This is a genomic window from Streptomyces sp. CNH189 (assembly GCF_000527195.1).
In genome coordinates, this window is the sequence record NZ_AZUS01000004.1 from 235,730 (window position 1) to 248,148 (window position 12,419).

Consider the following 12,419-nt stretch of genomic DNA (forward strand, 5'->3'; position numbering starts at 1 on the left):
CCCGCCGGTCGGACCAGTCGTCTTCGACTCTACGGGCGGGGTCCGACAACCGGCTCCGGCGCCCGGGGTCAGGGCACGGTGCGGGCCACGACGTACACCCGGGGGTAGCCGGGTTTGTCGTGGTTGACGACCACGTCGTGGGTGGGCGCGGGGTTCTCCTGCTTGTGCACCAGGCCGGACCAGGTGCCGGGTCCGTCGAAGGTCCAGCCGGTGACCTCGCGGTCGCGCTCGCCGATGGTGAGGCGGTCCTCCTTCAGGTCCTTCTCCGCCATGCCCATGCTGGTGAGGAAGGCGGTCAGGCCCGCGTCGCTGGTCTCGAACTCGACGTACAGGCGGCTGGTCTTCCAGTTGTTGGTCTCGTACGAGGCCACCCACCAGGCCGGATGCGGTATCGGCACCTGGTAGATGCGGCGCTGGAGCTTCGACGGCCAGCCCTCGGTCAGGCCGGTCGCGGAGTACTTCGCCTCCTTGTCCTTGCCGCTGGCCCGGCTCTGGTTCGCGGAGATCACCAGGTAGCCGGCCGGGACGCCGATGAGCAGCACGATGATCAGCAGGGTGAGGGCGCGGCGGCGGATCATGTGCCGCCGGTCCTCGCCCGGCTGCGACCCGCCCGCGTCGTCCGGCCCGCCGGGGTGGCCGGGGTCGCCCGTCAGCGGGGGAAGCTCGCCCGTCACAGCGACTCCGAGGTCGTACGGCGGGCCCCGGCGAAGCGCTCGTAGCGCTCGTATCGCTCGACACGGCGGCGCTTGGCGCGGCGGAAGCGGCGGGCGACGAGGCGGGCGAGGTCGGCGGCGCCGACCATACCGGCCTCGGGGCCGAGCTGGGCGCGGACGATACGGGCCTCCGGGCGGTAGCCGCGGCCGGTGAGGTGCCGCTTGAAGGCGTCCCGCGCGGGGCCGATGAGCAGGTCGTCGGCCGCGGAGACACCGCCGCCGATGACGAAGCAGGAGGGGTCGAGGGCGGCGGCCAGGTTGGCGATGCCCACGCCGAGCCACTGGCCGATGTCCTGGAGCAGTTCGATGCACATGGCGTCGCCCTCGCGGGCCAGCTCGGTGATCATCGGGCCGCTGATGTCGGCGATGTTGCCCTTGACGTGCTCGATGATCCCGTAGGCGACCGGGGAGTCGGCGGCGGCCAGCTCCTTGGCCTCGCGGACCAGGGCGTTGCCGGAGCTGTACTGCTCCCAGCAGCCGCGGTTGCCGCACGGGCAGCGGTGGCCGCCGGGGACGACCTGCATGTGGCCGAACTCTCCGGCGACGCCGTACTTGCCGCGCTTGACCTTGCCGTCCTCCAGGATCGCGCCGCCGATGCCGGTGCCGAGCGTGATCATGACGAGGTTGTCCTCGCCGCTGCCGGCGCCGAAGCGCCACTCGGCCCAGGCGGCGGAGTTGGCGTCGTTGTCGACGAGGACCGGGACGGCGAGGCGGTCGGCGAGACGGTCCCGGAGGGGTTCGTTGCGCCAGGACAGGTGGGGGGCGAAGAGCACGCGGTTGCGGTCGGCGTCGACCCAGCCGGCCGCGCCGATCCCGACGGCGTGCACGTCGTGCCGGTCGGACAGGTCCAGTACCAGCTCCACGATGGTGTCCTCGACGACCTTCGGACTCTTGGACTTGTCCGGGGTCTCCGTGCGGAGCTTCTCCAGGATGTTGCCGTCGGCGTCCACGACGCCCGCCATCACTTTGGTGCCGCCGATGTCGATGCCCACGGTCGGGACCCGGGGGGCCGACAGGTGGGAACGGCGCTCCCGGGTGCCGACCGTTCTCAGGACGGTGGCGCGCCGGGATCCGATGGGGGCGGTGAAGTCGCGGTAGGTGCTCATCGGGTGCGATTGTGCCGCACGGGACCGCCGAACGCGGTACCGGGCAGGTGGCGGGGTACGTCGGATCCGGCACCGGAAACGGCCGGCGGCGGGCCTTCCCCCGTTCGCGTCCGCACCGGTTCACGGTGCGCGCGTCACGCCTCTGTGGATCCGGTCACATTGTCCGGACAATGCGACGACCGCGACGGCGGCCACGCGCTCACGGCGCCGCGAGAGCCCTCACGGGATCGCGCTCAGCTGCGCACCAGCAGCTGGAACTCGAAGGAGTACCGCGAGGGCCGGTAGGTGTGCGTGCCGTACTCCACCGCGCGGCCGGTGTCGTCGAAGGTCACCCGCTGCATCGTGAGCAGCGGGGCGCCGGGCTGCTCACGCAGCCGCTCGGCCTCGACGGCGGTGGCGGCGCGCGCGCCGATGGTCTGCCGTGCGCTGTGCAGGGTGATCCCGGCGGCCCGCATCAGCCGGTACAGGCCGGTCGCCTCCAGCTGGCCGGTGTCCAGGTCGAGCAGGGCGGGCGGGATGTAGTTGCACAGGTACGCGATGGGCTCGCCGTGCGCGGACCGCAGGCGTTCGATGCGGTGCACCTCGGTGCCCTCGGTCACCCCGAGGGCGGCGGCGACCTCGGCGGACGCGGTGACCATGGTGTTGACCAGCACGGCCGTGGTGGGCCGCTGTCCCGCGGACTCCAGGTCGTCGTAGAGGCTGCTGAGCTCCAGCGGGCGCTTGACCTGGCTGTGCACCACCTGGGTGCCGACCCCGCGGCGGCGCACCAGCAGGCCCTTGTCGACGAGCGACTGGATGGCCTGGCGGACGGTCGGCCGGGACAGGCCGAGCCGTGCGGCCAGCTCTATCTCGTTGCCCAGCAGGGTGCCGGGGGTCAGGGTGCCGTGCTCGATGGCGGACTCCAGCTGCTGGGACAGCTGGAAGTACAACGGCACGGGGGAGCCGCGGTCCACGCTGAGCTCCAGCTGCACGGTGGGGTCCACTTCTGGTTTCGGCACGGGGTGAGCGTAGTCCGGCGGGCTGTTGACGGGAAGTCGTGTAGTTCGGTTGTCCGGACATACGCATTGACAGGGAGCGGTGCGAGCCCCACTTTGTTTCCATGCGCATCGGGGTCATCGGTACGGGCCGCATCGGCACCATTCACGCCCACACACTCAGCAGGCACCGCGAGGTCGGGTCCCTGATCCTCACGGACGTCGATCCGACGCGGGCCCAGGCACTCGCCCACCGCCTCGGCGAGACGGCGGCGCCGGGGGTGGACGAGATCTACACCTGGGGAGTGGACGCCGTGGTGATCACCGCGGCCACGTCCGCGCACGCCGATCTGATCGGCCGGGCGGCCCGCGCGGGGCTGCCGGTCTTCTGCGAGAAGCCCATCGCCCTGGATCTCGCCGGGACGTTACAGGCGATCACGGAGGTGGAGACCGCCGGGACGGTGCTGCAGATGGGCTTCCAGCGGCGGTTCGACCGGGGCTACACGGGCGCCCGTGAGGCGGTGCGGACGGGCAGGCTGGGGCGGCTGCACACGGTACGGGCGATGACGAGCGACGCGGAGCCGCCGGCCCCCTCGCGTCTGGCGCAGTCCGGCGGGCTGTACCGGGACACCCTCATCCACGACTTCGACGTCCTGCGCTGGGTGACCGGCCGGGAGGTCGTGGACGTCTACGCCGGCGGATCGGACGCCGGTCCCCCGATGTTCCGCGAGGCGGGCGACGTCGACACCGGCGCGGCGCTCCTCACCCTCGACGACGGCACCCTCGCCACGGTCACCGGGACCCGGCTGAACGGCGCCGGCTACGACGTCCGCATGGAACTCGCCGGGGAGCTGGACCAAATCGTCGTCGGCCTGGACGACCGTACGCCGATCGCCTCCACGGAACCGACCGGACCGCCGGCCGCGGACAAGCCGTGGACGGGCTTCCTGGAACGGTTCGGGCCCGCCTACGAGGCCGAACTCGTCGCGTTCGTCGAGGTGGTCCGGGGCGAGCGGCCCAACCCCTGCGACGGCCGTGAGGCCCTGCGGGCCCTGCTGATCGCGGAGGCCTGCGAGCGGTCCCGCCGGGAGCGCAGAGCGGTCCGCCCCGCGGAACTGCTGAGCAGCTCCGCGGACGCGCCGGCCTAGAGGGCGTTCACGAAGTCCTGACGGAAACGGTCCGAGGTGCCCGGGCGGAACCGGTTCGAGGTGCCAGGGCGGAAACGCGTTCACGACGTCCTGGCGGTGACCGGCAGGACCGTTCCCTGGGCCACCGCGCACAGGGTCTCCGTGCTGTCCTCCGCCACGGTGAGCAGGTCGCAGCGGGTCACGGCCTGGCGCCGGCCCGCGTGGACCACGTGGGCGCGGGCGCGCAGGGTGCGGCCGGTGGCCGGGCGGAGGTACTGGACGGAGAAGCCACCGGTCAGCACGGCCGGGCCGAGGACGGCGCCCGCGGCGAAGGTGAGGGCGTTGTCCGCCGCGTAGGCGAGGACCCCGCCGTGCAGGAAGCCGTTCTGCTGGTGCAGGTCCTCGCGGATGTCGATCTCCAGGGTCGCCCCGCCGTCGCCGAAGTCCGTGAGCCGGGCGCCCAGCAGCCTGCTGAAGGGCTGCGCGTCCAGCAGCCGCCGTGCGGTGGCGAGGTCGAGGTCGGGGGGCGAGGTCATGCGGCGGGCCTCCTCGGGGCGGGCGGACGGTACGCGGGCCGGGCGACGGGCGTCAGGAGCTCCCGGTCTCCTCCAGCAGTCCCGCGTCGTGGGCGAGCAGGGCGATCTGCACCCGGTTGTTCAGGCCGAGCTTGGCCAGGATGCGGGAGACGTGCGTCTTGACGGTGGCCACGCTCATGTACAGCTCGGCGGCGATCTCCGCGTTGGCCAGGCCCCGGCCGACCGCGACGGCGACCTCGCGTTCGCGGTCGTTGAGCCCGGTGACGCGCTCCCGGGCCCGGGCCCGCCGCGTGTCGCCCGCGGCACCGGCCGCGTGGGCCATCAGCTGCCGGGTGACCGCGGGCGACAGCACCGGGTCCCCGGCGGCGACGCGCCGTACCGCGGCGACGATCTCGGCGGGCGGGGTGTCCTTGAGCACGAACCCGGCGGCGCCCGCGCGCAAGGCGCGCAGCACCTGGTCGTCGGCGTGGAAGGTGGTCAGCACCACGACCTGGGGGGCGTCCTCGCGGGTCCGCAGCGACTCGGTCGCGGTGAGCCCGTCGACGGACGGCATCCGGATGTCCATGAGGACGACGTCCGGGCGGGTGCGGTCGACGAGCGTCCCCACCTCGGCGCCGTCGGCGGCCTCGCCGACGATCTCGATGTCGCCGGCCCCGCCCAGCATGAAGGACAGCCCGGCCCGCACCAGCGGGTCGTCGTCGACGAGAAGCACGCGGATCGCAGTCATGGACGGTACGTAATCATGGCCGGGCGGCACGGGGACACACCGAGGGGCGGGACGGGAGTCATCGCCATGGCAGCCGTGCCCGTACCTCGAAGCCGCCGTCGGGGGCGGGGCCGTGTTCCAGGGTGCCGCCGGCCAGGGTGGCCCGTTCGGTGAGCCCGATCAGTCCCTGCCCGGCGCCCGGCACGGCCGGTACGTCCCCCTCCGGGGCGGGGTTGCGCACGGTCACCGCGAGGTCCTCCCCCGGCCCGCCGGCGACCGACACGGTGACCTCCGTGCCGGGCGCGTGCTTGCGTGCGTTGGTCAGGCCCTCCTGGGCGATCCGGTAGGCGGTGCGGCCGACGGACGCGGGGACGCCGGCCGGGTCGGTGACCCGCTGCTCCAGGGTGACCTTCATGCCCGCCTGCCGGGATTCGGCGACGAGGGAGTCGAGCGCCGCGAGCGTCGGCTGCGGCCGGCCGCCGTCCTCGCTCTCGCCGGCCCGCAGCACCCCGATGATCTCCCTCAGGTCCTGCAGGGCCTCGTGGGCGCTCTCCCGGATCACGCCGGCCGCCCGCGCGACCTCCTCGCGCGGGGCGTCGGGCCGGAACTCCAGGGCGCCCGCGTGCACGCTGAGCAGCGTCAGCCGGTGCGCCAGCACGTCGTGCATCTCACGTGCGATGGCCTCGCGGGCCAGCCGCTGCGCCTGCTCGGCCCGCAGCCGCGCCTCCGTCTCGGCCCGCCGGGCGCGGTCCTTGAGGCTCAGCATGAGCTGCCGCTTGGAGCGGACGAACATGCCCCAGCCGACGACGGCGACCGTCAGCACGACGAGCAGGACGACCGCGGCCGCATACGGCAGGTCCGGGTCGGGACGCCACCAGAAGTACAGCGGTACGAGCGCCAGCTGGACGCCCGCCACCCAGGCCACGTACCGGAAGGGCCGGTGCACGGCGAGCGTGAACAGGGCGATGACCGCCACGCCGCCGGAGGTCTCCGAGACGAAGCTGACCGGCACCATGACGGCGGCCAGGGCGAACGGCCATCGTCGGCGCAGCCAGACCGCGCCGCACGACAGCGCGCCCAGCACCTGGTCGGCCACGCTCACGAACCGGGGAAGGTCAGGGGTGTTGTCGAGTGTCTCCGCGCCGAGCAGTCCGATCAGGACGGCCAGCAGGAAGCAGGCGAAGTCGACGAGCCAGTCGCGGGCGGTACGCCGGGGCCGGCGCCCCGAGCGGGCGGCGTCCGGGTCGAGTTCGTGGATGAGGGCGGACGGGAAGAACCACCTGGGCCCCGTGAACACCGGGGCGGTCCGTGCCGCGTTGTCATCAGTCACGGTCGACAAATCTATGCGGAGGGCAGCGCACGGGACGCCCCGCGGGCGGGATCGTCGACCGAAGTCGGGCGGGCGGCGACTTTCGGCGTCCCTGAGCGCGCCGGTCGTCCACCTCGGTCGGAAAGGGCTCGCCCCGCGGCCGATGTGGGTGGGGGGTCCGCGGGGCGAGAGTCGGGGGCATGAGGAAACTGCTGGAGGTACTGGGCTTCGTGGCCGTGCTGCAGGGTGTGGCCGGTCTGGTGACGGAGTTCACCGGCTGGGACTGGGGCCTGGTGCGGCGGACCGGGTTCTTCGACGGCTACGAGATCTACGCGAGCGTCGCCCTGCTGGTGCTGGGGATCGCCCTGTTCGCCGTCGCGGAGAGCCGGAAGCCGGGCGGGTGACCGGCAGGCGGCCGGCCGCCGCACCGTCCCTGCCGCCGCGTCGCCGTCCTGGTCAGCAGGTGTGGTCGACCAGGTCGAACGACGCGTAGTGGTCGGCGGTGTAGTAGTCCTCCTGGTACTCCTCACCGGTCACGATCCGGCGGGCGCCACGGGTGGGGGAACCGGGCGTGATCACCGTGTACTCGTGGTAGTAGCCGCTCGACCGGTCCGGCAGGACGCCTTCCCGGTTCTGGAAGACGGTGCCGTCCTGCTCGAACGGGAAGGGGCCGCCCCGGTCGATCAGGTCGAGGGTGTCGTGCGCCTCGGCGGGCAGGTCGCTCGCGCATATGTCACCGACCGCGAGGACGGACGCCGCGGCGACGGGGGCGCCGTGGGCCGCCGGCGCGGCGAGGGCTCCGCCGCCGCCCAGCAGAAGGACGGACAGAAGGGCTGCTGCGGCGCCGGACCGGGCCGCGCGTGGGGGGAATCGCATAGCCCATGATGACGCGCGTAGACGGTGGCATGTCAATGTCAAGTACATGGAGTTTTCGGTGCGGTCCGATGAGTTTCCCGTGACGCGACGTGCGGCCGCCGTCCGCGCCGGCCCTCCGGGGCGCAGGTAGACGTCCGTTCGCCGCCAGCACGGCGGGACGAGCGGCGGTGGGATGGACACATGACCACGTACACGATGGAGAAGACCCTGCTCGACAAGGCGGCGCTGGTGACCGGCGGCGGCCGCGGCATCGGCGCCGCGACGGCGCTCCGGCTGGCGCGGGAGGGCGCCGACGTCGCGGTGACGTATGTGAACGGCAAGGAGGCCGCGGAGGACGTCGTACGGGCCGTCGAGGCCCTGGGACGGCGCGCGGTGGCGCTCCGGGCGGACGCCGGCGACGCGGAGGAGGCGTCGGGGGCGGTGGGCGCCGCGGTCCGTGAACTGGGCCGCCTGGACGTCCTGGTGAACAACGCGGGCGTCGGCCTGCTCGGCCCGCTGGAGTCCCTCTCCCCCGGCGATGTGGACCGGGTGCTCGCGGTGAACGTGCGCGGTGTCTTCCTGGCCTCGCGCGCGGCGGCCGCCGTGATGCCGCGCGGGGGCCGGATCGTCACCGTCGGCACGTGCATGACGCAGCGGGTGCCCGGCCCCGGTGGGACGCTCTACGCCATGAGCAAGGCGGCGCTGGTGGGGCTGACCAAGGCGCTGGCACGGGAGTTGGGGGAGCGCGGGATCACGGCGAACATCGTCCACCCCGGCCCGATCGACACGGACATGAACCCGGCGGACGGCCCGTACGCGGCCGGGCAGGCGGCGGCGACCGCGCTGGGGCGCTTCGGCACGGCCGCGGAGGTGGCGGAGACGATCGCCCACCTCGCGGGCGCGGCGTACGTGACCGGGGCGGAGTTCGCGGTGGACGGGGGGCACGCGGCCTGAGTCCCGTCCCCCGGGGCCGGCGGCCTTGGGGAGCGAGGGCGCCCGGCCCCGAGGGGATCGAGCGCCCTCACGGTCTCAGCCGCCGGAATCCGCTGTCGGCCCCGCAGTTCGTGTGCGGGGCCGCCGCTTCCCGTGTTCAGCCGCCGAGCTCCTGTCGGCGCGCTTCCAGGGCCGCCTCGCCCTGCTCGGTCAGGGAACCGAACAGGCGCAGGCGGGAGATGCCGCCGTCGGGATGGATGTCCACCCGCGCGTGGGTGCCCACCGCCGGTTCCGGGAGGACGAAACGGTGGTTGGTGTCCGGCTGCAGGCGGGTGCGCGGCAGGATCTCCCGCCAGTCGCCGTCCTCGCCGTCCCGCACCGACACCGACGCCCAGCCCGCCGCGTTGCCCTTGAGGTAGGCGGTGTCGATCTCCAGGGCGCGGATCCGCGCCTGCGCGACCAGGCGGTAGCTGATCCAGTCATGGCCCCGGTCGCGGCGGCGCCGGGTCTCCCAGCCGTCGTCCATCTTGAGGGAACGGCCGGGCCGGACGGTGTTGGCGGCCGGCGAGTAGAACAGGTCCGAGGCGTCCAGCACCCGGCCGCCGTTCTCCAGGGCCACCACGTCGAAGGTGCCGAGCGCGGTGAGCCACGCCAGGTCGGGGACGACCTCGCCGTACACCCGCAGCCGGGCGATGCCGCCGTCGGGGTGCTGGTTGAGGCGCAGGTGGGTGAAGCGCTGCTCGGCCGTGACCGCGAAGCCGTTGGCCGCGTGGCCGCCGATGGCGGTGCGCGGTACCAGCGTCGTCCACTTCACGTCGTCCGCGAGCAGGTCCTCGGGCGACGGGGAGCCGTCCACCGCGGTGCCCTCGACCGACACCGCCTGCGGGTAGTTGCCACGGAAGTGGGCGGTGTCGACGACGATGCCGCGGACGACGCCGGGCGTGCCCAGGCGGATCAGCGCCCAGTCGTGGTCGTCGTCCGCCGGCCAGGGCTGCCCCGCGGAGGTGCCGCGCCGCCGGCGGGTCTCCCAGCCGTCCATGATCTTGCCCTTGTGCCCGAAGCGTTCGGGGTCGAAGACGGCGCGTCCGGGCAGCAGGAGGTTCTCGCGCTGGGCGAAGAACTCGTCGTTGGCGGCGATCACACCGGCGCCGAGCCGGCGATCGGCGAGGTCCGCGAGGCGGGTGAAGGGGAACTCGGCGGTGCGGTAGTCCGCGTACGGGTCGCCCCCGCCGTAGGGGTGGGCGTCGCCGGTGAAGGTCTCGATCGCCGTCACGGTGATGTGATCCTGCCTTTCGGGTGTCGGGTCAGCTGGGTCGGGTGAGGAGCAGGCCCTTCGGTGCGGTGAACTCTCCGTCGGCCAGGATCCGGTGGCCGCGCAGCCAGGTGGACCTGACGACGCCGTACAGGGTGCGGCCGGCGTACGCGGTCACCCGGTTGCGGTGCTGGAGGGCGGCCGGGTCGACGGTGAAGCTCTCGTCGGGTGCCAGGACGGCGAAGTCGGCGTCGTGGCCGGGCGCGATGGCGCCCTTGCGGGCTTCGAGACCGGCCAGCCGGGCCGTGCGCGTCGCCATCCAGCGGACCACGTCCTCCAGGGTGTGGCCGCGCCGGCGGGCCTCGGTCCAGACGGCCGGAAGGCTGAGCTGGAGGCCGGAGATGCCGCCCCAGGCGGTCGCGAAGTCGTCCGTCTTGAGGTCGGCGGTGGACGGGGAGTGGTCGGTGACGACGCAGTCGACGGTGCCGTCCGCCAGGGCCCGCCAGAGCAGGTCCTGGTTGGCGGACTCGCGGATGGGTGGACAGCACTTGAACTCGCTCGCCCCGTCCGGGACTTCCTCCGCGGTGAGGGTGAGGTAGTGGGGGCAGGTCTCGACGGTGACGCGGACGCCGTCCGCCCGGGCCTCGGCGAGGAGGGGCAGCGCGTCGGCGGAGGAGAGGTGGAGCACGTGCACCCGGGCGTCGAACCGCCGGGCCTGCTCCAGGAGCCGGGCGATCGCGGTGTCCTCGGCCCGGCGCGGGCGGGAGGCGAGGAAGTCGGCGTACCGGGGGCCGCCCCGCTGCGGGGCGTCGGCGAGGTGCCCGGGGTCCTCGGCGTGCACGATCAGCAGGCCGTCGAAGGCGGCGATCTCCGCGAGGGAGTGCGCCAGTTGCTCCTCGTCGAGGTGCGGGAACTCGTCCACGCCGGACGGTGAGAGGAAGGCCTTGAAACCGAAGACTCCCGCCTCGTGCAGCGGGCGCAGGTCCGCGACGTTGTCGGGGAGGGCGCCGCCCCAGAAACCGACGTCGATGTGTGCCTTGTCGGCGGCGGTCTTCCGTTTGACGCCCAGGTGATCCACCGTCGTGGTCGGCGGGAGCGAGTTGAGCGGCATGTCGACCAGCGTGGTGATACCGCCGGCGGCGGCCGCGCGGGTGGCGGTCCAGAAGCCTTCCCACTCCGTGCGGCCGGGGTCGTTGACGTGCACGTGGGTGTCGACCAGGCCGGGCAGCAGGACGTCTTCGCCGAGGTCCTCCAGGCGGGCGCCCTCGGGTACCGGGGCGTCGTACGGCAGGACGGCCGTGATGGTGCCGTCGGCGACGGCGACGGACGCGGCGCGCGTTCCCTCGGGGGTGACGACGCGTGTCGAGCGCAGCACCAGTTCGACGTCGGGCACCCGGAGCCTCCTGCACGTCAGCGGAAAATTCAACGTTCTGTTGAAGGAGTGTTCCCCTCGGCACCCGCCGCGTCAAGGGTCCGCCCGCCACCCCGGCCGCCCGGACAGCGGCTCTGGACGATTCCACAAGGCGGAATTACACTTTCGGTAGGCAGAACGTAGTTCCGTACAAGCGGGCTGCCGGGCGGCCGCCGGGTAGGCTTCTGCCCTCCCCGCCAGTCCCGGAAGGAACGCACCGTGCCGACGTCCAGCGCCAGCACCACCGACTCCGCCCGTTCCGCCGCCAGTGGCGGCGTACAGTCCCTCGAGCGCGCCTTCGACCTGCTGGAACGGATGGCGGACGCGGGGGGCGAGGTCGGGCTGAGCGAGCTATCCGCGAGCAGCGGCCTGCCCCTGCCGACGATCCACCGGCTGATGCGCACCCTCGTCGCCTGCGGCTACGTACGCCAGCAGCCCAACCGGCGGTACGCGCTCGGCCCGCGCCTGATCCGCCTCGGCGAGTCGGCGTCCCGCCTGCTGGGCACCTGGGCCCGGCCGTACCTGGCGCGCCTGGTGGAGGAGACCGGCGAGACGGCGAACATGGCCCTGCTGGACGGGGACGAGATCGTGTACGTGGCGCAGGTGCCGTCGAAGCACTCGATGCGGATGTTCACCGAGGTGGGGCGGCGCGTGCTGCCGCACTCCACGGGCGTGGGCAAGGCCCTGCTGGCCGGCTTCCCGCCGGAGGAGGTGCGGGCCCTGCTGGGCCGCACCGGCATGCCGGCCGCGACGGAGAAGACCATCACCACGGCGGACGGCTTCCTCGCGGCGCTGGAGGAGGTCCGGCGGCAGGGGTACGCCATCGACGACAACGAGCAGGAGATCGGCGTCCGCTGCCTGGCGGTGTCGGTGCCGGACGCCCCGACGGCGGCGGCCGTCTCCATCTCAGGCCCGGCGGGCCGGGTCACGGAGGCGGCGACGGAGAGAATCGTGCCGGTGCTGCAGCAGATCGCGGCGGAGCTCTCGGAGGCCCTGACGACCCCGGGCGCGGGCCCGAACGCCTGAGCCCCGAGGACACCCGCAGGCCGCCGCCCGGGGCGGGCTTCCGCCCGGGGGCGTAGCACCGCGACACGCGCCCGTGAGCCGCTCGCACGAACGGGCGTCAGGAGCGAGGGGCCGGGCCGAAGAGGTCGACCGCCTCCCGGAGTTCCCGTACGCCCTGCCCGAGCGCGCTCACCGAGCCGATCGCGCCGGCGACCAGCAGCAGGGAGCGGCGCAGGCGCGAGATGTCGGGGTGGTCGGCGGCGGCCAGGCCGGCCAGTGTCGCGAGTTCCTCCTCCGCGATGCTCCGGTCCCGGAACTCAGCGCGATGGGCGGCGAGTTGGCGGTGTAACCGGGACACGGCGGAGCGCAGCTCCGTCACTCGCGGGTCCACCTGACTGCCGGGCACACACCTCTGGTCCACGCTCCGCAACACAGTCCTCCCCCTGGCAGGTCGTCGTGCGCCTCCCCTGACCGGCCCAGCGCGCCCCCGTG

General features: G+C 73.5%; 14 protein-coding genes. 4 read left to right on the plus strand and 10 right to left on the minus strand.

What is annotated here, in order from left to right:
- Positions 1–68 precede the first annotated feature (68 nt).
- The 3 genes from B100_RS0108085 to B100_RS0108095 form a co-directional block, all read right to left on the minus strand.
- Positions 69–674 (minus strand): hypothetical protein, encoded by a 606-nt coding sequence (locus B100_RS0108085; protein WP_024883936.1) that lies wholly within the window; start codon positions 672–674, stop codon positions 69–71.
- The gene (locus tag B100_RS0108090; protein WP_024883937.1) at positions 671–1,819 is read right to left on the minus strand and encodes an ROK family glucokinase; all 1,149 of its coding nucleotides are present in this window, start codon (positions 1,817–1,819) and stop codon (positions 671–673) included. The genes B100_RS0108085 and B100_RS0108090 overlap by 4 nt, the downstream gene beginning before the upstream one ends.
- 233 nt (positions 1,820–2,052) lie before the next feature.
- Complete coding sequence (locus B100_RS0108095) at positions 2,053–2,790, minus strand: GntR family transcriptional regulator (protein ID WP_199785224.1); 738 nt, start codon at positions 2,788–2,790, stop codon at positions 2,053–2,055.
- Between the two features lie 128 nt (positions 2,791–2,918).
- Between B100_RS0108095 and B100_RS0108100 the strand changes: the two genes are divergently transcribed.
- The gene (locus tag B100_RS0108100) at positions 2,919–3,941 is read left to right on the plus strand and encodes a Gfo/Idh/MocA family protein (RefSeq protein WP_024883939.1); all 1,023 of its coding nucleotides are present in this window, start codon (positions 2,919–2,921) and stop codon (positions 3,939–3,941) included.
- A gap of 80 nt (positions 3,942–4,021) precedes the next feature.
- Here the strand turns inward: B100_RS0108100 and B100_RS0108105 are convergent, their stop codons facing one another.
- Genes B100_RS0108105 through B100_RS0108115 form a run of 3 tightly spaced genes read right to left on the minus strand, consistent with a single transcriptional unit; the run spans position 4,022 to position 6,492 of the window.
- The gene (locus B100_RS0108105; RefSeq protein ID WP_024883940.1) at positions 4,022–4,456 is read right to left on the minus strand and encodes a PaaI family thioesterase; all 435 of its coding nucleotides are present in this window, start codon (positions 4,454–4,456) and stop codon (positions 4,022–4,024) included.
- A 52-nt stretch (positions 4,457–4,508) separates the two neighbouring features.
- A complete protein-coding gene (locus B100_RS0108110; RefSeq protein WP_024883941.1) occupies positions 4,509–5,183 on the minus strand; it encodes a response regulator transcription factor in 675 nt (224 codons plus the stop codon).
- A gap of 58 nt (positions 5,184–5,241) precedes the next feature.
- Positions 5,242–6,492, minus strand: coding sequence for a histidine kinase (locus B100_RS0108115; protein ID WP_024883942.1), 1,251 nt, complete (start codon positions 6,490–6,492; stop codon positions 5,242–5,244).
- A 179-nt stretch (positions 6,493–6,671) separates the two neighbouring features.
- Here B100_RS0108115 and B100_RS0108120 point away from each other — a divergent pair, with 179 nt between their 5' ends.
- Positions 6,672–6,875: a hypothetical protein gene (locus B100_RS0108120; protein WP_024883943.1), complete on the plus strand. Its 204-nt coding sequence runs from the start codon at positions 6,672–6,674 to the stop codon at positions 6,873–6,875.
- 52 nt (positions 6,876–6,927) lie between these two features.
- On the opposite strand, the gene B100_RS0108125 is transcribed toward B100_RS0108120, so the two are convergent.
- Positions 6,928–7,347, minus strand: a complete 420-nt coding sequence (locus B100_RS0108125; RefSeq protein ID WP_024883944.1) for a ribonuclease domain-containing protein — start codon at positions 7,345–7,347, stop codon at positions 6,928–6,930.
- 180 nt (positions 7,348–7,527) lie between these two features.
- On the opposite strand from B100_RS0108125, the gene B100_RS0108130 reads away from it, so the two are divergent.
- Positions 7,528–8,280 carry an SDR family oxidoreductase gene (locus B100_RS0108130; RefSeq protein ID WP_024883945.1) on the plus strand — a complete coding sequence of 251 codons (753 nt, stop codon included), beginning with the start codon at positions 7,528–7,530 and terminating at the stop codon, positions 8,278–8,280.
- Between the two features lie 136 nt (positions 8,281–8,416).
- On the opposite strand, the gene alc is transcribed toward B100_RS0108130, so the two are convergent.
- Entirely contained in the window at positions 8,417–9,532 is a 1,116-nt protein-coding gene (gene alc / locus B100_RS0108135; protein WP_024883946.1) for an allantoicase, read from the minus strand.
- Between the two features lie 31 nt (positions 9,533–9,563).
- Positions 9,564–10,904 carry an allantoinase AllB gene (gene allB, locus B100_RS0108140; protein WP_024883947.1) on the minus strand — a complete coding sequence of 447 codons (1,341 nt, stop codon included), beginning with the start codon at positions 10,902–10,904 and terminating at the stop codon, positions 9,564–9,566.
- A 237-nt stretch (positions 10,905–11,141) separates the two neighbouring features.
- Between allB and B100_RS0108145 the strand changes: the two genes are divergently transcribed.
- Positions 11,142–11,948 carry an IclR family transcriptional regulator gene (locus B100_RS0108145; RefSeq protein WP_024883948.1) on the plus strand — a complete coding sequence of 269 codons (807 nt, stop codon included), beginning with the start codon at positions 11,142–11,144 and terminating at the stop codon, positions 11,946–11,948.
- Positions 11,949–12,045: 97 nt separating this feature from the next.
- Here B100_RS0108145 and B100_RS0108150 read toward each other — a convergent pair whose 3' ends face one another.
- The gene (locus tag B100_RS0108150; RefSeq protein WP_024883949.1) at positions 12,046–12,360 is read right to left on the minus strand and encodes a DUF5955 family protein; all 315 of its coding nucleotides are present in this window, start codon (positions 12,358–12,360) and stop codon (positions 12,046–12,048) included.
- Positions 12,361–12,419: the final 59 nt, after the last annotated feature.